We start from the raw sequence: 19,008 nt of genomic DNA, 5'->3' as shown, positions 1-19,008 counted from the left end.
TCGCGCCGCCCGACTCCGCAAGAACCTTCGTGATCGCCGCCGTCAGCGACGTCTTGCCATGGTCAACATGGCCAATCGTGCCAATGTTGCAGTGAGGCTTCGAACGGTTGAACTTCTCTTTGGCCACGGCGCTCTCCGTCGGTCTATTCGAATGTTGATGCGAATTCGCTCAGATGATCAGGCCGACGCTCACGCGTACTTGGCCTGAACCTCCTGCGCGACGTTCGACGGCACCTGCTCGTAGTGGTCGAACTGCATGGTGAAGGTCGCGCGGCCCTGGCTGAAGGACCGCAGCGTATTGACGTAGCCGAACATGTTGGCCAGCGGCACCATCGCATTCACGACGTTCGCATTGCCACGCATGTCCTGGCCCTGAATCTGGCCGCGGCGAGAGTTGAGATCGCCAATGACCGAACCCGTGTAATCTTCCGGCGTCACGACCTCGACCTTCATGATCGGCTCGAGGAGCACCGCGCCGCCCTTCTGCAGGGCTTCACGGAACGCCGCACGCGAGGCGATTTCGAAGGCGAGAGCCGACGAGTCGACTTCGTGATACGCGCCATCGGTCAGCTCGACCTTGACGTCCACCACCGGGAAGCCGGCCAACACGCCCGAACCGAGCACGCTTTCCAGACCCTTGTTGACGCCGGGGATGTATTCCTTCGGAACCGCACCGCCGATGATCTTGCTCTCGAAGGCGAAGCCCTTGCCGACTTCGTTCGGCTCGACCACAAACTTCACGCGAGCGAACTGGCCAGTACCGCCGGTCTGCTTCTTGTGGGTGTAGTCAACTTCGGTCCGCTTGGTGATCGTCTCGCGATAGGCCACCTGCGGCGCACCGATATTGGCGTCCACCTTGTAAGTCCGCTTCAGGATGTCGACCTTGATGTCGAGGTGCAGTTCGCCCATGCCCTTAAGGATGGTCTGGCCGCTCTCGAAATCGGTCGACACGCGGAAGGACGGATCCTCCGCCGCGAGCTTCGCCAGAGCGAGGCCCAGCTTCTCCTGGTCGGCCTTGGACTTCGGCTCGATCGCGATCTCGATGACGGGTTCCGGGAACTCCATCTTCTCGAGGATCACGGGCTTGGCCGGGTCGCACAGCGTGTCACCGGTACGGACTTCCTTGAGGCCGGCCAGAGCGACGATGTCGCCGGCATAGGCTTCCTTGATGTCTTCGCGGTTGTTCGCATGCATGAGGAGCATGCGGCCGACGCGCTCCTTCTTGTCGCGGGTCGAGTTCAGCAGACCCATGCCGGTCTCGAGCTTGCCCGAATAGACGCGGCAGAAGGTGATGGTGCCGACGAACGGGTCGTCCATGATCTTGAACGCGAGGACCGACAGCGGATCGGAGTCGTTCGGGTTGCGAACGGTCTCTTCCTCGGTGTCGAAATCGATGCCCTTGATCGCGCCACGATCGATCGGGCTCGGCAGGAAATCGCACACGGCGTCGAGCAGGGGCTGCACGCCCTTGTTCTTGAAGGCCGAGCCGCAGAACACCGGGTTGAACACGCGGCCGATGACGGCCTTGCGGATCAGACCCTTGAGGGTCGCCTCGTCCGGCTCAACGCCGTCGAGGTAAGCCGAGAGAACGTCGTCGTCGAGCTCGACAGCCGCTTCGAGCAGCTTGCCGCGATATTCGACGGCCTGGTCGAGCAGCTCGGCCGGGATCTCTTCGTCGTGATACTTCGCGCCGAGCTCTTCATTGTCCCAAACGACCGCCTTCATGCGGACAAGGTCAATGATGCCCTTGAAATTGTTCTCGGAACCGATCGGCAGCTGGCAGCACACCGGCTTGCCATCCACGCGGTCGATGATCATCTCGACGCAGCGGAAGAAGTCGGCGCCGGTCTTGTCCATCTTGTTGACGAACACGATGCGCGGCACGTTGTACTTGTCAGCCTGACGCCACACGGTCTCGGTCTGCGGCTCGACGCCCTGGTTGCCGTCGAGAACGCAGACAGCGCCGTCGAGCACGCGCAGCGAACGCTCGACTTCAATGGTGAAGTCGACGTGGCCGGGGGTGTCGATGATGTTCAGGCGCTTGCCGTGCCAGAAAGCGGTCGTCGCGGCGGACGTGATGGTGATGCCGCGCTCCTGCTCCTGGGTCATCCAGTCCATGGTGGCAGCGCCATCATGGACTTCGCCGATCTTGTGGCTCTTGCCGGTGTAATAGAGGATCCGTTCAGTCGTGGTGGTCTTGCCGGCATCAATGTGGGCCATGATGCCGAAGTTACGGTAGTCTTCGATAGCGTGAATGCGCGACATATCAGATCCTCGTCCCGGCTCTCGTCATCACCAACGGTAGTGAGAGAAGGCGCGGTTCGCCTCCGCCATGCGGTGAGTGTCTTCACGTTTCTTCACGGCGGTGCCGCGATTGTTCGAGGCATCCAGCAACTCGCCGGACAGACGCTCGACCATGGTCTTTTCGTTGCGGGCACGGGCCGCAATGATCAGCCAGCGGATCGCCAGCGCCTGACGACGCTCGGGACGAACCTCGACCGGCACCTGATAGGTGGCACCGCCGACGCGGCGCGAACGCACCTCGATGGCCGGGCTCACATTGTCCAGAGCCTGGGTGAACACACCCAGCGGCTCGGACTTGGCGCGGTTCTCGACCAGGTCGAGCGCACCATAAACGATCGCTTCGGCGACCGACTTCTTGCCGTCATACATGACGGCGTTCATGAAGCGGCTCAGCACCTCGGAACCGAACTTCGGATCCGGGGTGACCTCACGGCGCTCTGCACGATGACGACGGGACATCGCTCAAATCCTCACTTCGGCCGCTTCGCGCCGTACTTCGACCGGCGCTGCTTGCGGTTCTTGACGCCCTGCGTATCGAGCACGCCGCGCAGGATGTGATAGCGCACGCCGGGAAGATCCTTGACGCGGCCGCCGCGGATCATCACCACGGAGTGTTCCTGCAGGTTGTGCCCCTCACCGGGGATGTAACCGATGACTTCGTAGCCATTGGTCAGACGTACCTTGGCAACCTTACGAAGGGCCGAGTTCGGCTTCTTCGGGGTCGTCGTGTAGACGCGGGTGCAAACGCCGCGCTTCTGCGGGCTGGCCTGCAGCGCCGGAACCTTGTTCCGGGCCTTCTGGGCTTCCCGCGGCTTGCGGATCAGCTGGTTGATCGTCGGCACTTCTCTCGCCTTCGTCTCGCTGCGCCGGGACAGGAGTGTCCCGCGCTACCCAATTCCGCGGCTACAACCGCAATTCGTTCTCTCGACGGTTCGGAACATTCGGCACGCACCAGCACTCGCGAACGAAATAAGCGCCGTCGGCCATCATCCTGGCCGAGGGCGCTGTACGTTCAGAGGATCACGCGACGGCTAGGCCGTATCACCGCGATCATGCGCCGGTTTTGGTCGTGCACTCGTTCCGGCAGCGTCTTGAAGTTCTGTGTCCAGACAAGGCGTCCGAACGCGGTAACTTCAACCGCCTGCCGTGAAAGTAGGCGCCTTCTACGCGCCGACTCGCCTCCCGTCAAGCCCGAAAGCGTTCAATCGTCAGGCTTCGCGGCGGTCGACGGCGCTGCTTCAGGCCTTTGTGACGCTAGGTTCGGCGGAAAATCAGGTTGTTAGGCGTCAAATGGCTGTCACGCCTCCCACCTACCGTCCTTTGCCGCATCTCCATGGAATCGCGAATCCTGGAGAGAGAATCGCCCATCATGTCGAATCGAACCGGCGAGCCGGGCATGTCGAGCGGGTGGATCGAGAATCGGCCGTAGCCGAGCGCCCCCTGCCCGCCTTTATAGGCGTCCGCTCAAGCCAGCCCCCAAGCCACGGCGGCCAATAGACGTCGGCTCCAGAGGAGGAGCGGCACAGACCGCTGTCGCAGCTGGCGGGGCTCTCCACCCTCGGGAGCCGCCTTTTCGTCGGAGCGAGAGCATCACCGGGATTGCGGCCGGGTCGCCCTGCCGGCGGACTCCATCACCAAGCATGGCAGAGGCGACCGCGACGCATAACGGTGGCGCGACCGGAGACCGGGTGCCGCCACGAACCATCACTGGATACTTCCACGGTTAATTGTAGCAACAATAATTATCGCGATATTTTTTGCTGGACGAAGGTCGGAAGGCGCGCTATACGATCTACATCGCGCACGATATATATGGCCGCGATAGGATTTGGATGCTCAGCATCAACCATGGAGAGTGATCATGAAGGTTCTCTATAAGACGCAGGCGACCGCCACGGGGGGCCGTACCGGCTCCGCCGCCACGACCGATGGCGCGCTCAAGGTCGATCTGGTTACCCCGAAGGAGTTGGGCGGTCCCGGCGGCGCCGGCAATAATCCCGAGCAGCTCTTTGCGGCCGGTTATTCCGCCTGTTTCCTCGGTGCCATCAAGTTCGTCGCCGGCCAGCAGAAGGTCAAGATCGCGGAAGACAGCACCGTCACGGCGGATGTCGGCATCGGCGCCCGTGACGACGGCCAGGGCTTCGGCCTCGACGTGGCGCTCACCATCACGCTGCCGGGCGTCGAGCGGGCCGTGGCGGAAGATCTAGTGGCCCGTGCCCACATCGTCTGCCCCTACTCCCACGCCACGCGCGGCAGCCTGGATGTGCGCCTGACCGTCGCCTGAGCCCCGGCTTGGCGCTCACCCGGCTCCCCAGCCGGACATCACAACGCAAAAGGGCCGCTCCCGAGGGAGCGGCCCTTCTCGTTTCTGGGTCTTGCCGGGCCGATCACTCGGCGGCGGCGGGCCCTTCGATCTGCGGCACGTTGCTGGCAACGCCGTCCTGCTCGTTCTGCGCGGTGATGAGATCATCGCGGGTCGCGGCGGTGACGCGCAGCTTCGCCATCTGAGCACCGGTGCCCGCCGGGATGAGGCGGCCAACGATCACGTTTTCCTTCAGGCCGGCGAGGTCGTCGGACTTGCCGTTGACCGCCGCCTCGGTGAGCACCCGGGTCGTCTCCTGGAAGGAGGCGGCCGAGATGAAGGAGCGGGTCTGCAGCGAGGCCTTGGTGATGCCCAGCAGCACGGGATGCCCGCTTGCCGGCTTCTTGCCTTCGGCGATCAGCACCTCGTTGATCTCGTTCAGCTCGGAGACGTCGATCTGCTCATTGGTGAGCAGGTCGCTTTCGCCGGCGTCGTCGATCTCAACCTTCTGCAGCATCTGCCGAACGATGACCTCGATGTGCTTGTCGTTGATGAGCACGCCCTGAAGCCGGTAGACCTCCTGGATTTCGTTGACCAGATAGGCGGCGAGTTCCTCGACGCCCTTGATCGCCAGAATGTCGTGCGGCGCAGGGTTGCCGTCGACGATGAAGTCGCCCTTCTCGACGAGGTCGCCATCCTGCAGATGGATGTGCTTGCCCTTCGGGATCAGGTACTCGGCCGCATCGTCGTTCGAGTCCTGCGGCTCGATCGAAACGCGACGCTTGTTCTTGTAATCCTTGCCGAAACGGATCGTGCCGGAGATTTCGGCGATGATCGCCGCATCCTTCGGACGACGCGCCTCGAACAGCTCGGCCACGCGCGGCAGGCCGCCCGTGATGTCGCGGGTCTTGGCGCTCTCCATCGGCACGCGGGCGAGCACGTCACCCGCCTTGATGTGCGAGCCGGGATCGGCCGACAGGATCGCGTCGACGGGCAGCGTGTAGCGGGCGTCGCCGCCGCGCGGCAGCTTCAGCACCTTGCCGTCGGCACCCTTGACCACCAGCGAGGGACGCAGCTCGGAGCCACGACCCGTGCGCCAGTCGGTGACGACGCGCTTGGCGATACCGGTCGATTCGTCGACCGTCTCGCTCAGCGAGGCGCCTTCGACCAGGTCCTCATACCCAACCGTACCCTCGACTTCGGTGAGGATCGGGCGGGTATAGGGGTCCCACTCGGCGATGCGCTGGCCGCGCTTGATGGCGTCGCCGTCATCGACCTTCAGCTTGGCGCCGAACTGGATGCGGTGAGCCGCCTTTTCCGAACCGTCATGATCGATGATCAGGACGGAAAGGTTACGGCTCATCGCGATCAGCTCGCCTTCCGAGTTCCGCACCACATTGCGGTTGCGGATCTTCACCGTGCCCTCGAACGAGGCCTCGATGAAGGACTGCTCGGAGAGCTGCGCCGCGCCGCCGATGTGGAAGGTACGCATGGTGAGCTGGGTACCCGGCTCACCGATCGACTGCGCCGCGATGACGCCGACGGCCTCGCCCATATTGACCGGCGTGCCGCGGGCCAGATCGCGTCCGTAGCAGGTGCCGCAGACGCCATTCTTGGCCTCGCAGGTCAGCACGGAGCGGATCTTGATCTCCTGCACGCCCGCCTTGCTGATGCGCTCGACATCGGCCTCGTCCATCATGTGGCCGGCCGGCACGATCACATTGCCGGTCGCCCCCTCGATCACGTCCTCCGCCGCCGTACGGCCAAGCACGCGCGAGCCGAGCGTGGCAACGATGTTGCCCGCGTCGATGATGGCGCGCATGGCGATACCATTGACGGTGCCGCAATCGCGCAACGTGATGATGCTGTCCTGCGCCACGTCGACGAGACGACGGGTCAGGTAGCCCGAGTTGGCCGTCTTCAACGCGGTGTCCGCGAGGCCCTTACGGGCGCCGTGGGTCGAGTTGAAGTATTCGAGAACCGACAGGCCTTCCTTGAAGTTCGAGATGATCGGCGTCTCGATGATCTCGCCCGACGGCTTGGCCATGAGGCCGCGCATGGCCGCGAGCTGACGCATCTGCTCGCGCGAACCACGGGCGCCCGAATGGGCCATCATGTAGATCGAGTTGATCTGCTTCTCGCGACCCGTCACCGGGTCCTTCTTCACGGCCGAGATCTCAGCCATCATCTCGTCGGCGAGGCGGGCGGAGCACTTGCCCCACGCATCCACGACCTTGTTGTACTTTTCGCCCTGGGTGATCAGGCCGTCATTGTACTGCTGCTCATACTCCTTGGTGAGCGCACGGGTCTCTTCGACCATGTCCCACTTCTTGGAGGGCACCACCATGTCGTCCTTGCCGAAGGAAATGCCGGCGCGGAAGGCGTTGGTGAAGCCGAGCGTCATGATCCGGTCGCAGAAGATGACCGTCTCCTTCTGACCGCAGTGGCGGTAGACGGTGTCGATCATGTTCGAGATTTCCTTCTTCGTCATCAGCTTGTTGACGACGTCGAAGGGGGTCTTGGCGTTCTTCGGCAGCAATTCGCCGAGCTTCATGCGGCCCGGGGTGGTCTCATGGATCTTCGAGGCCGGCTTGCCGTCCTCGTCCACGCCGATATAGCGGCCGCGCACCTTGGTGTGCAGCGTGATGACCTTGTTGGCCAGCGCGTGATCGATCTCGCCCATATTGGCGAAGGCCATGCCCTCGCCGGGCTCACCCTCACGCATCATGGTCAGGTAGTACAGGCCGAGCACGATGTCCTGCGAGGGCACGATGATCGGCGCGCCGTTCGCGGGGTGCAGGATGTTGTTGGTCGACATCATCAGGACGCGCGCTTCGAGCTGCGCCTCGATCGACAGCGGCACGTGCACCGCCATCTGGTCGCCGTCGAAGTCCGCGTTGAAGGCCGAGCAGACCAGCGGGTGAAGCTGGATCGCCTTGCCTTCGATCAGCACCGGCTCGAACGCCTGGATGCCCAGGCGATGCAGCGTCGGCGCGCGGTTCAGCATCACCGGATGCTCGCGAATGACCTCGTCGAGGATGTCCCACACCTCGGGACGCTCCTTCTCGACCAGCTTCTTCGCCTGCTTCACGGTCGCCGACAGGCCCTTCGCGTCGAGACGCGAATAGATGAACGGCTTGAACAGCTCCAGCGCCATCTTCTTCGGCAGGCCGCACTGGTGCAGCTTCAGCTCGGGACCAACGACGATCACCGAACGACCGGAATAGTCGACGCGCTTGCCGAGCAGGTTCTGACGGAACCGGCCCTGCTTGCCCTTGAGCATGTCGGCGAGCGACTTCAGCGGGCGCTTGTTGGCGCCGGTGATGACGCGGCCGCGACGGCCGTTGTCGAACAGCGCATCGACCGCTTCCTGAAGCATGCGCTTCTCGTTGCGGATGATGATGTCCGGCGCCTTCAGCTCGATGAGGCGCTTCAGGCGGTTGTTACGGTTGATGACGCGGCGGTACAGGTCGTTGAGGTCCGACGTCGCGAAGCGGCCGCCATCGAGCGGCACCAGCGGACGCAGATCCGGCGGGATGACCGGCACATGGGTGAGGATCATCCATTCCGGCTTGTTGCCGGAGAGCTGGAAGGCCTCGACGATCTTCAGGCGCTTGGCGAGCTTCTTCGGCTTCAGCTCGGTGGTCGCCTCGGCGATCTCCTTGCGTAGGTTGCCGGCGATCTTCTCGAGGTCCATCGAGCGCAGCAGCTCGCGGATCGCCTCCGCGCCGATCAGCGCGGTGAACGAGTCATCGCCATACTCTTCCTGAGCGCGCAGATAGTCCTCTTCCGAAAGGAGCTGACGCTCCTTCAGCGGGGTGAGGCCCGGCTCGATCACGCAGTAATATTCAAAGTACAGGATGCGCTCGAGGTCCTTGAGCGTCATGTCGAGCAGCAGGCCGATGCGGCTCGGGAGCGACTTCAGGAACCAGATATGCGCGACCGGGGCGGCCAGCTCGATGTGGCCCATGCGCTCGCGGCGCACGCGCGAGAGGGTGACCTCGACGCCGCACTTCTCGCAGATGATGCCCTTGTACTTCATGCGCTTGTACTTGCCGCACAAGCACTCGTAATCCTTGATCGGCCCGAAGATGCGCGCGCAGAACAGGCCGTCGCGCTCGGGCTTGAAGGTACGGTAGTTGATCGTCTCCGGCTTCTTGATCTCGCCGAAGGACCACGAAAGGATCTTTTCCGGACTCGCGATCGAGATTTTGATCTGATCGAAAGTCGGCGCCGGCGCCGCCGGGTTGAAGAGATTCATGACCTCTTGATTCATCGCCGTCTCCTTCGGCTGGACCCCGCCCCGCCGCCGCGGGTCGCTGAGGTCACAGAAAGTTCTGTCTATGACGAGGGCGAACACGAGAGGCCGCGTCCGGCCCCTCGTGCTGGTCAGTCAGTCGGTCATTCGGCCGCTGGAAGGGTCTCACCCGAGCCAGGCACCGCCGAGAGGGTCTTGGAGTTCATCAGCTCGACATTGAGGCCAAGCGAACGCATCTCCTTCACGAGAACGTTGAAGCTCTCGGGAATACCCGCTTCGAAGGTGTCGTCGCCGCGCACGATGGCTTCGTACACCTTGGTACGGCCCGCGACGTCGTCGGACTTCACGGTGAGCATCTCCTGCAGCGTATAGGCAGCGCCATACGCTTCCAGAGCCCACACCTCCATTTCACCGAAGCGCTGTCCGCCGAACTGCGCCTTGCCACCCAGCGGCTGCTGGGTCACGAGCGAGTACGGGCCGATCGAGCGCGCATGGATCTTGTCGTCGACAAGATGATGCAGCTTCAGCATGTAGATGTAGCCGACGGTCACCTTACGGTCGAACTGGTCGCCGCTGCGCCCGTCATACAGAGAGGACTGCGCCGACTTGTCGAGACCGGCCAGCTCCAGCATCCGCTCGATATCCGCCTCGCGGGCGCCATCGAACACCGGCGTCGCGATCGGAACGCCGCGCCGCAGGTTGGAACCGAGCTCGACCAGACCTTCCTCGTCCAGCGAGGCGATGGTGTCGTCCTCGCCATAGATCTTGCCGAAGGCGTCCTTGAGCGGCGCGATGTCGTTCTGCTCGTGATACGCCTCGATCGCCCGATCGATCACCTTGCCGAGGCCGGCGCAGGCCCAACCCATATGGGTTTCAAGGATCTGTCCGACGTTCATGCGCGAGGGCACGCCGAGCGGGTTGAGCACCATGTCGACCGGGGTACCGTCCTCAAGGAACGGCATGTCCTCGACCGGGACGATGCGCGAGACCACGCCCTTGTTGCCGTGCCGGCCGGCCATCTTGTCGCCCGGCTGGATCTTGCGCTTCACGGCGATGAAGACCTTGACCATCTTCATCACGCCCGGAGGCATCTCGTCGCCGCGCTGCAGCTTCTCGACCTTGTCGAGGAAACGCTGCTCAAGCCGCTTCTTGGACTCATCGTACTGGTTGCGGATCGCTTCCAGCTCGCTCATCATCTGGTCGTCGGCGATGGCGAACTGCCACCACTGGCTGCGCGGATAATCGGTCATCACCGAACGGGTGATGACGGTATCCTTCTTGAAGCCCTTGGGGCCGGCCACGCCGGTCTTGCCGTCGAGCATCTCGGCGAGACGGCCGAACACGTTGCGATCGAGGATCGCTTGTTCGTCGTCGCGGTCCTTGGCCAGACGCTCGATTTCCTCGCGCTCGATCGCCTGGGCGCGCTCGTCCTTGTCGACGCCATGGCGGTTGAACACGCGGACTTCGACGACCGTGCCGGTGACGCCCGGGGGAACGCGCAGCGAGGTGTCGCGCACGTCAGCCGCCTTTTCGCCGAAGATGGCGCGCAGCAGCTTTTCTTCCGGGGTCATCGGGCTCTCACCCTTCGGCGTGATCTTGCCGCAGAGAATGTCGCCCGCCTGCACTTCGGCACCGATATAGACGATGCCGGCTTCGTCGAGGTTCTTCAGCGCCTCTTCCGACACGTTCGGAATGTCGCGCGTGATTTCCTCCGGCCCGAGCTTGGTATCGCGGGCCATCACCTCGAATTCCTCGATGTGGATCGAGGAGAAGATGTCGCCCTTCGAGATGTTCTCGGAGAGAAGGATGGAGTCCTCGAAGTTGTAGCCGTTCCACGGCATGAACGCGACGAGGATGTTCCGGCCCAGCGCCAGATCGCCGAGATCGGTCGAGGGACCGTCCGCGATGATGTCGCCCTTCGTCACCCGGTCGCCGACACGCACCAGCGGACGCTGGTTGATGCAGGTCGACTGGTTGGAACGCTGGAACTTCTGCAGGCGGTAGATGTCGACGCCCGACTTCGACGGATCATTCTCTTCCGTCGCGCGGATGACGATACGGGTCGCGTCCACCTGGTCGATGACACCGGTGCGGCGGGCCGCGATGGCCGCCCCCGAGTCACGAGCGACAATCGATTCCATGCCGGTGCCCACGAAGGGGGCATCGGCGCGGACCAGCGGCACAGCCTGACGCTGCATGTTCGAGCCCATCAGCGCGCGGTTCGCGTCGTCGTTCTCAAGGAACGGGATGAGCGCGGCGGCGACCGAGACGAGCTGCTTGGGGGACACGTCCATGAAGTCGACGCGGTCCGGCGTCACCAGGAGAACGTCGCCGGCGTGGCGGCAGACGATCAGGTCCTCGGTGAAGCGGCCTTCGGCATCGAGCGGGATGTTCGCCTGAGCGACGTAGTACTTCCCCTCCTCCATGGCGGAGAGATAGACCACTTCGTCCTGAACCTGGCTGTCCTTGACGCGGCGATAGGGCGCCTCGATGAAGCCGTACTTGTTCACGCGGGCGAAGGTCGCCAGCGAGTTGATGAGGCCGATGTTCGGGCCTTCCGGGGTCTCGATCGGGCAGATGCGGCCGTAATGCGTCGGGTGCACGTCGCGCACCTCGAAGCCGGCGCGCTCGCGGGTCAGACCGCCCGGGCCGAGAGCCGAGAGGCGACGCTTGTGCGTGATCTCGGACAGCGGGTTGGTCTGGTCCATGAACTGCGAGAGCTGCGACGAGCCGAAAAACTCGCGCACCGCAGCCGCCACGGGCTTCGCGTTGATCAGGTCCTGCGGCATCACGGTGTCGATGTCGACGGACGACATGCGCTCCTTGATGGCGCGCTCCATGCGCAGCAGGCCGACGCGGTACTGATTTTCCATCAGCTCGCCGACCGAGCGCACGCGGCGGTTGCCGAGATGGTCGATGTCGTCGATCTCGCCCTTGCCGTCGCGCAGTTCGACAAGCGTCTTGATGACCGCGAGGATGTCCTCGCGGCGCAGCACGCGCATCGTGTCGGGGCAGTCGAGGTCGAGGCGCATGTTCATCTTCACGCGGCCAACCGCGGAAAGATCGTAACGCTCGGAATCGAAGAACAGCGAGTGGAACATCGCCTGCGCGGAATCGAGCGTCGGCGGCTCGCCCGGACGCATCACGCGGTAGATGTCGAACAGCGAATCCTCACGGGTGAGGTTCTTGTCGACCGCCAGCGTGTTGCGGATATAGGCGCCCACATTGATGTGGTCGATGTCGAGGATCGGAAGCTCGTCATAGCCGAGCTCGACAAGCTGCTTGAGCATCTTGTCGGTGACTTCCTCACCGGCTTCGACGTGGATCTCGCCCGAGGTCGGGTTCACGAGATCCTCGGCGACATACTGGCCGATCATCTCCTCGTCGGAGATCTTGAGGGCCTTGAGGCCCTTCTCGGCGAGCAGGCGCGCCTGACGGACCGTGATCTTCTTGCCGGCTTCGACGACGACTTCGCCGGTGTCGGCGTCCACAAGGTCCGCGACAGCCTTGTAGCCCTTCATGCGCTTGGGATCGAACGGCATGCGCCATCCGTCCTTCGTGCGGGTGAAGGAGATGGTCTCGTAGAAGGTGTTGAGGATTTCCTCGCCGTCGAGACCGAGGGCGAACAGGAGGCTCGTCACCGGAATCTTGCGGCGGCGGTCGATGCGCGCGAACACGATGTCCTTGGCATCGAACTCGATGTCGAGCCAGGAACCGCGATACGGGATGATGCGGGCCGCGAACAGCAGCTTGCCGGAGGAGTGCGTCTTGCCCTTGTCGTGGTCGAAGAACACGCCGGGCGACCGGTGCATCTGCGAGACGATGACGCGCTCGGTGCCGTTCACGATGAACGTGCCGTTCGAGGTCATCAGCGGGATGTCGCCCATATAGACGTCCTGCTCCTTGATGTCCTTGACGGACTTGGAGCCGGTGTCGGGATCGACATCGAACACGATGAGACGGAGCGTGACCTTGAGAGGCGCCGCGAAGGTCATGCCACGCTGGCGGCACTCGTCGACGTCATATTTCGGCGGCTCAAACTCGTAACGGACGAATTCGAGCATCGCTGCGCCCGAAAAGTCCGAAATCGGGAATACCGACTTGAAGACCGCCTGAATGCCGTCATCCGCGCGCCCGCCCTTCGGCTCCTCGATCTGGAGGAACTGGTCATAGGATGCCTTCTGAACCTCAATGAGGTTCGGCATCTCAGCCACTTCCTGGATCTTGCCGAAAAACTTGCGGACCCGCTTACGACCGGTGAACGTCTGCGCCATGTCGCTCCTCGCTCCGTCCGAACAACCGTCAGCGTCAGCCGCCTTACGGGCATTGCCCATCAACACGCGGCGACGCATCCCATGCAACAATACGTACAGGTTGCGGTGCGGGGCACCGTCCTGTCGGGCTGCGCATCTGACGGCTCGCCCGACGACCCCCATCATCGGGATCGTCGGGGAAGCCGTCAGGGGCTTCCCGCCTCGCCTTCCCGCCGGGGCGGGAGGACGAAGGCAGAGGCCGCCGGACGAACCGGCGGCCTCGAAATGATCGTCAGATCACTTGAGCTCGACCTTGGCGCCAGCCTTCTCGATCTGGGCCTTGATCTTCTCGGCTTCGTCCTTGGTCACGCCTTCCTTGACGGCCTTGGGCGCAGCTTCGACAAGATCCTTGGCTTCCTTGAGGCCCAGGCCAGTGATGGCGCGGACTTCCTTGATGACCTCGATCTTCTTGTCGCCGGCCGAAGCCAGGACAACGGTGAACTCGGTCTGCTCTTCAGCAACCGGCGCGGCAGCGCCAGCCGGGGCAGCGGCAACGGCCACGGCGGCCGCGGCGGAAACGCCCCACTTCTCTTCGAGGAGCTTCGCGAGCTCGGCGGCCTCGAGAACGGTCAGGGCGGACAGCTCGTCAACGAGCTTCGACAGATCAGCCATTTTACTTAAGTCCTTGGATTTCGGTTCGAACCAGTATTACCGGTAAAGCCTCACGCGGCTTCGTTCTCTTTGGCATAGGCCGCGAACACACGGGCGAGCTTAGCCGCCGGCGCGGTGCTGAGCTGGGCGATCTTGGTCGCCGGGGCCTGGATAAGGCCGACCAGCTTCGCACGCAGTTCATCAAGGGAGGGCATGGTGGCCAGAGCCTTCACACCATCCACATTCAGGGCCGTGGTGCCGAAGGCTCCACCAAGGATCACGAACTTGTCGTTGGCCTTGGCGAAATCGACGGCAGCCTTCGGGGCCGCAACAGGATCGCTCGAATAAGCGATGATGGTCGGGCCCTTCAGCAGGGATCCGACATGTGCGACGTCCGAACCTTCGAGAGCGATCTTCGCGAGGCGGTTTTTCGCCACCTTCACGGTCGCACCATTCGCCTTCATCTGGCGGCGCAGGGCCGACATCTGGGCGACGGTGAGGCCGGAATAGTGGGCCACGACGACGACCGAAGTGTTCTTGAACACCTCGGACAGCGACGTGACGAGCTCTGCTTTTTGCGCTCGATCCACTTCACTTGCTCTCCGGTGGCGAGGAAGAGAATCTCCCCCGCCGGGTTTGCGCCTTGCCGCCCCTCTTGCGAGCGGCGACGGTTAGCATCCTGTCCCCTTGGGACCGAAAACCGGCCAAGGCGCTGGTTCGAGCCGAAATCCAAGTCCCGGCGCACCGGAACCCTTCACGCGGTCGTACCCCGTCTATGCTGGCCCCTACGGGATTAAGCCACCTCGGACGAGGGGCGCCGGCAGTCTCGGACAGGACTTAAAGCCGGCAGGGCGAGCCCTACCGGCCTCTCCACCCGATTTCACTCGGGTGAAAGCTTCGAATGTCATCGACTCACGCCCGACATGGAGTCGGACGCGAAACCGCCCATATAGAGGGTCGCTCGGGATTTGTCACCCCTGATAGCATCAGGCTCTTGACAAATCCACCCTGACGCGATCACGGCCCCGCGACCCGCGGGGCCGATCCATCGCGGGATCAGGAAGCGGTCAGGACCGAGGCCGGCTCAAGCTTGAGGCCGGGACCCATGGTCGAGGAGAGGGCGATGCGCTGGACATAGTTGCCCTTGGCGCCGGTCGGCTTGGCCTTCACAACGGCGTCGGCGAAGGCGCGGATGTTCTCGGCGAGCTTTTCGACCGGGAACGAGGCCTTGCCGATACCGGCGTGAATGATGCCGGCCTTCTCGACGCGGAACTCGACCGCGCCGCCCTTGGCCGCTTCGACAGCGCCCTTGACGTCCATGGTCACGGTGCCGACCTTCGGGTTCGGCATCAGGCCGCGCGGGCCGAGCACCTTGCCGAGACGACCGACCAGCGGCATGAGGTCCGGGGTCGCGATGCAGCGATCGAAATCGATCTTGCCGCCCTGGATGCTCTCGAGCAGATCCTCGGCGCCGACGATGTCCGCACCCGCCGCCGTGGCTTCGTCAGCCTTGGCGCCACGGGCGAACACGGCGACGCGCACGGTGCGGCCCGAGCCGTTCGGCAGGTTGCACACGCCACGGACCATCTGGTCGGCGTGACGCGGATCGACGCCGAGATTCATCGCCAGCTCGATAGTTTCGTCGAACTTGGCGGTGGCACGCTCCTTCAGAAGCGTCAGAGCCTCATCGAGGCTGTAGAGCTTCACCGGATCGATACCTTCGCGCACAGCGCGAATACGCTTGGAAACCTTGGCCATCAGCTCAACCCACCACTTCGAGGCCCATGGAACGGGCGGAGCCCTCGATCATGCGGACCGCCGATTCGACGGTATCGCAGTTCAGATCCTTCATCTTCACTTCGGCGATCTCGCGCATCTGAGCCTGCGAGACCTTGCCGACGAAGCCGCCCTTGCCGGGAGTCTTCGAGCCCGAGCCGGGCTTCTTCTTCGTCACCAGACCCGCCGCCTTCTTCAGGAAGTAGGAGACCGGGGGGGTCTTGAGCTCGAAGGTGAAGGAACGATCCTGATACGCGGTGATCAGGACGGGGATCGGCATCCCCTTTTCCATCTGGGCGGTCTGGGCGTTGAACGCCTTGCAGAATTCCATGATGTTCAGGCCGCGCTGGCCGAGCGCGGGACCGATCGGCGGGGCCGGGTTGGCCGAGCCGGCCGGCACCTGCAGCTTCACATAGCCGGTAATCTTCTTCGCCATGAAAGGCTCCTGTTGCGCTGACGGCTGCCAGGCCACCAGCACAAAACACGCCGGCACGGCCGATCGAGGCCGTGGGCGACGTGGGTTCCGGGTCGCGGTAGCGGCATGTTTGCTCCGGCTGGCGAACCGGACATGCCTCCCGCGGATGTAGGCATCACGAGGTGATGCGGGGTCCGCTTACACCAGAATGGCGCACAAAGGAAGGGGAGAACGGCAAAGCGGCAACGCCGCCGCCGCGATCAGGCCGCGGTCGGCATCCGCTTTCCGCCGCGCGCGCGGCCCGCCTCGCGGGCCAGGATGGCCTCGGCATCGAGGCTGCGAATGGAGGTGCCGAGATCGCGCGGCACGTCGCCCGCAAGCTGGAGCATCAGATAGCGCCCGCAGCACACGCGCAGGAAGGAGGCAAAGTTCTCCACCTCGCCATGGGCGAAGGTGAGTTCCTCGTGAAGCTTGGTGAGAAGCTGCGAGACGCTCATGCCGTCACGCTCGGCGACCTCATCCAGCACCTGCCAGTAGAGATTCTCCAGCCGCACGCTGGTCGAGAAACCGCTAAGGCGCACCGACTTCAGCCGCGTCTGCCAGAGATGCGGATCGGCCTGAATGAACAGCTTGCACATGCTTCGCCCTCCGCGCGCCATTAGAGCCGGCGGCACGGATTGCCGCGCCGCCGGCTTGATCCTATTCCTCTTCAGCGCGTGCGCGAAGGCCGCTCAGGCCGCCTGCCGCACCTCCTCATGCACGATCCGGGTACCGAGCACGCCGAGGAACTGCCCGATCCACGCCGGATGCGCCGGCCAGGCGGGGGCGGTGACGAGATTGCCGTCGGTGACGGCCGCATCGATGGCGATATCTGCATAGGTGCCGCCGGCAAGTTCGACATCGGCGCGGCAGGCGGGATAGGCCGAGCAGGTCCGCCCTTCCAGCACCCGCGCCCCGGCCAGCAACTGGGCACCGTGACAGATGGCGGCAACGGGCTTTGCCGTCTCGAAGAAGTGGCGGACGATCTCGATCACGCGGGTATTGAGCCGCAGATATTCAGGTGCGCGCCCGCCGGGAATCACCAGCGCGTCGTAGCGCGCCGGGTCGATGTCGGCGAAGCTGGCGTTGAGCGCGAAATTGTGCCCGCGCTTTTCCGAATAGGTCTGCTGTCCCTCGAAGTCGTGAATGGCGGTGTGGACGCTGTCGCCCGCCTTCTTGTCGGGACACACCGCATGGACGGTGTGGCCGACGGCGAGCAGCGCCTGAAACGGCACCATGACCTCGTAGTCTTCCACGAAGTCGCCGACGATCATGAGAATGCGCTTGGCAGCCATCTTGTCCTCCCTTGTCGCGGGCGGCGTTACATCGCCACCTCGGATGGGGAGAAGTCTAGGCCCGGCTGGCTTGCCCAGGGTGTTAACCCGCTATCGCGCCGGCAGGCGCCACAAACGAAAATCCCCGGGACCAGCCCGGGGATCATGCAGTGCGAGCGATGCTCCGCCTGTCGTGTCGGCTCAGACCTTCTCGACCTGAGCGAATTCCAGTTCCACCGGCGTGGCGCGGCCGAAGATCGAGACCGCGACCTTGAGGCGCGAACGGGGCTCGTCCACTTCCTCGACGACGCCATTGAAGGAGGCGAAGGGGCCGTCGGACACCTTGACCGTCTCACCGACCTCGAAGCTGATCGAGGGCTTCGGGCGCTCGATGCCTTCCTGCACCTGCTGGATGATGCGCATCGCTTCCCGCTCGGGAATCGGCATCGGCTTGTTGTCGGCACCGAGGAAGCCGGTGACCTTCGGCGTGTTCTTGATGAGGTGGAAGGCCTCGTCGGTGAGGTCCATCTTCACCAGCACATAGCCGGGAAAAAACTTGCGTTCGGCATCGACCTTGCGGCCGCGGCGCACCTCGACGACCTTCTCGGTCGGAACCAGCACCTGCTCGAACAGATCGGTAAGGCCACGCTGGGCCGCCTGTTCCTTGATGGAATCCGCGACCTTCTTCTCGAAGTTCGAATAGGCGTGAACGATGTACCAGCGCATCGGCATCGGGTGTCTCCTCAACGACCGATCTGCAGGATCTGGGCGATGACGAAGCTCAGGACCTGGTCCGCGACCAGGAAGAAGAGCGACGCCAGCACCACCATGACGAAAACCATCGCCGTCGTGATCAACGTCTCGCGACGGGTCGGCCAGGTGACCTTGCGGGCTTCCGCGCGGACCTGCTGAAAGAACTCGACCGGGTTCGTCTTCGCCATCTTCGTCTCGAAACGCCTCTAAGGCAGGGGCCGCGCCGCCACCTGCGGGTGTCGCCAAAAGCCCTGACGGGCCTTTTCGCGATCGGATCGTCCAAACGCGCGAAGCGGGCGTATAGCCCGCAAAGTGGCTTCGCGTCAAAGGGACGTTTGCTGCGTTGCCTGCCACCGGCGGAGAGGGTGGCAGGAGTGGAGGGACTCGAACCCCCAACCCCCGGTTTTGGAGACCGGTGCTCTAACCAGTTGAGCTACACTCCTACAGCCCGCGAGCGGGCCGGGTCTTCCTAGTTGATCCGCCTGCCCGCTGTAAAGAGAGGACAGTGGATCGCGCGCCTCACTCCACACCCGGCTGAGCAATTGACGGGGCGGACAGGGCACATTCACGGTTGGCACCGGCTCCCGGTGCGTTCTCGAATGTGCAGCGCGTGGTCGGCGGATCGCCGCACACCTTGGTGAGACCGGCGAATCCGACGCATTTACCGTCTGGCCCGCGATAACCGGGCCCACCCTTGCATCCACATCCCCTGCAGGACGGGCGCTCCGGGCATGCCGCCTGCGCCGGCAGACCCGAGGAAAAACCCCAGACCAGACCGGCGACGGCACTGACGGCGAGACATCGAAAGACCCGCGCCCTTGGCGCGGGTCCGAAGGGAAGCGCCGAGGCGCTTCCCGGATCACTCGATGATGGAGGCGACGACGCCGGCGCCGACGGTGCGACCGCCTTCGCGGATGGCGAAGCGCAGCTTCTCTTCCATCGCGATCGGAACGATCAGCGCCACGTCAACCGTGATGTTGTCG

The 19,008-nt window shown here is 63.8% G+C and carries 16 protein-coding genes and 1 tRNA gene; 1 reads left to right on the top strand and 16 read right to left on the bottom strand.

Annotation, left to right across the window (positions count from 1 at the left end; all coding sequences use genetic code 11):
- From KIP89_RS01840 to rpsL, 4 genes are all read right to left on the bottom strand, one after another.
- Nucleotides 1-127: GTP-binding protein (locus KIP89_RS01840; RefSeq protein WP_250152467.1), on the bottom strand; the 127-nt coding region annotated here is incomplete at its 3' end.
- A 62-nt stretch (nt 128-189) separates the two neighbouring features.
- Nucleotides 190-2,265: an elongation factor G gene (gene fusA / locus KIP89_RS01835; RefSeq protein WP_213753716.1), complete on the bottom strand. Its 2,076-nt coding sequence runs from the start codon at nt 2,263-2,265 to the stop codon at nt 190-192.
- Nucleotides 2,266-2,292: 27 nt separating this feature from the next.
- Nucleotides 2,293-2,763 carry a 30S ribosomal protein S7 gene (gene rpsG, locus KIP89_RS01830; RefSeq protein WP_213753715.1) on the bottom strand — a complete coding sequence of 157 codons (471 nt, stop codon included), beginning with the start codon at nt 2,761-2,763 and terminating at the stop codon, nt 2,293-2,295.
- A gap of 11 nt (nt 2,764-2,774) precedes the next feature.
- The gene (rpsL, locus tag KIP89_RS01825) at nt 2,775-3,146 is read right to left on the bottom strand and encodes a 30S ribosomal protein S12 (RefSeq protein WP_018390597.1); all 372 of its coding nucleotides are present in this window, start codon (nt 3,144-3,146) and stop codon (nt 2,775-2,777) included.
- Between the two features lie 1,019 nt (nt 3,147-4,165).
- On the opposite strand from rpsL, the gene KIP89_RS01820 reads away from it, so the two are divergent.
- Complete coding sequence (locus KIP89_RS01820) at nt 4,166-4,588, top strand: organic hydroperoxide resistance protein (protein ID WP_213753714.1); 423 nt, start codon at nt 4,166-4,168, stop codon at nt 4,586-4,588.
- A gap of 103 nt (nt 4,589-4,691) precedes the next feature.
- Here KIP89_RS01820 and rpoC read toward each other — a convergent pair whose 3' ends face one another.
- From rpoC to KIP89_RS01760, 12 genes are all read right to left on the bottom strand, one after another.
- A complete protein-coding gene (gene rpoC / locus KIP89_RS01815) occupies nt 4,692-8,882 on the bottom strand; it encodes a DNA-directed RNA polymerase subunit beta' (protein WP_213753713.1) in 4,191 nt (1,396 codons plus the stop codon).
- Nucleotides 8,883-9,007: 125 nt separating this feature from the next.
- Nucleotides 9,008-13,138: a DNA-directed RNA polymerase subunit beta gene (rpoB, locus tag KIP89_RS01810; protein ID WP_213753712.1), complete on the bottom strand. Its 4,131-nt coding sequence runs from the start codon at nt 13,136-13,138 to the stop codon at nt 9,008-9,010.
- A 276-nt stretch (nt 13,139-13,414) separates the two neighbouring features.
- Entirely contained in the window at nt 13,415-13,789 is a 375-nt protein-coding gene (gene rplL, locus KIP89_RS01805; protein ID WP_213753711.1) for a 50S ribosomal protein L7/L12, read from the bottom strand.
- A 50-nt stretch (nt 13,790-13,839) separates the two neighbouring features.
- Nucleotides 13,840-14,358 (bottom strand): 50S ribosomal protein L10, encoded by a 519-nt coding sequence (gene rplJ / locus KIP89_RS01800; protein WP_213753710.1) that lies wholly within the window; start codon nt 14,356-14,358, stop codon nt 13,840-13,842.
- 466 nt (nt 14,359-14,824) lie between these two features.
- The gene (gene rplA, locus KIP89_RS01795) at nt 14,825-15,526 is read right to left on the bottom strand and encodes a 50S ribosomal protein L1 (RefSeq protein ID WP_213753709.1); all 702 of its coding nucleotides are present in this window, start codon (nt 15,524-15,526) and stop codon (nt 14,825-14,827) included.
- 4 nt (nt 15,527-15,530) lie between these two features.
- The gene (rplK, locus tag KIP89_RS01790) at nt 15,531-15,980 is read right to left on the bottom strand and encodes a 50S ribosomal protein L11 (RefSeq protein WP_213753708.1); all 450 of its coding nucleotides are present in this window, start codon (nt 15,978-15,980) and stop codon (nt 15,531-15,533) included.
- 239 nt (nt 15,981-16,219) lie between these two features.
- Nucleotides 16,220-16,597 carry a ribbon-helix-helix domain-containing protein gene (locus KIP89_RS01785; protein WP_213753707.1) on the bottom strand — a complete coding sequence of 126 codons (378 nt, stop codon included), beginning with the start codon at nt 16,595-16,597 and terminating at the stop codon, nt 16,220-16,222.
- A 93-nt stretch (nt 16,598-16,690) separates the two neighbouring features.
- On the bottom strand, nt 16,691-17,293 hold the full coding sequence (locus KIP89_RS01780) for a DJ-1/PfpI family protein (protein WP_213753706.1): 603 nt from the start codon (nt 17,291-17,293) through the stop codon (nt 16,691-16,693).
- 180 nt (nt 17,294-17,473) lie between these two features.
- Complete coding sequence (nusG, locus tag KIP89_RS01775) at nt 17,474-18,004, bottom strand: transcription termination/antitermination protein NusG (protein WP_213753705.1); 531 nt, start codon at nt 18,002-18,004, stop codon at nt 17,474-17,476.
- An 11-nt stretch (nt 18,005-18,015) separates the two neighbouring features.
- Nucleotides 18,016-18,213 carry a preprotein translocase subunit SecE gene (gene secE / locus KIP89_RS01770; protein WP_213373615.1) on the bottom strand — a complete coding sequence of 66 codons (198 nt, stop codon included), beginning with the start codon at nt 18,211-18,213 and terminating at the stop codon, nt 18,016-18,018.
- A 178-nt stretch (nt 18,214-18,391) separates the two neighbouring features.
- Nucleotides 18,392-18,468, bottom strand: a tRNA-Trp gene (locus tag KIP89_RS01765).
- Nucleotides 18,469-18,884: 416 nt separating this feature from the next.
- Nucleotides 18,885-19,001 (bottom strand): EF-Tu C-terminal domain-related protein, encoded by a 117-nt coding sequence (locus KIP89_RS01760; RefSeq protein ID WP_369807025.1) that lies wholly within the window; start codon nt 18,999-19,001, stop codon nt 18,885-18,887.
- Between the last annotated feature and the right edge of the window lie 7 nt (nt 19,002-19,008).

This window comes from Ancylobacter radicis, from assembly GCF_018449475.1.
GTDB classification, from domain to species: Bacteria; Pseudomonadota; Alphaproteobacteria; order Rhizobiales; family Xanthobacteraceae; genus Ancylobacter; species Ancylobacter radicis.
This window is presented reverse-complemented; position numbering and strand designations above follow the sequence as displayed.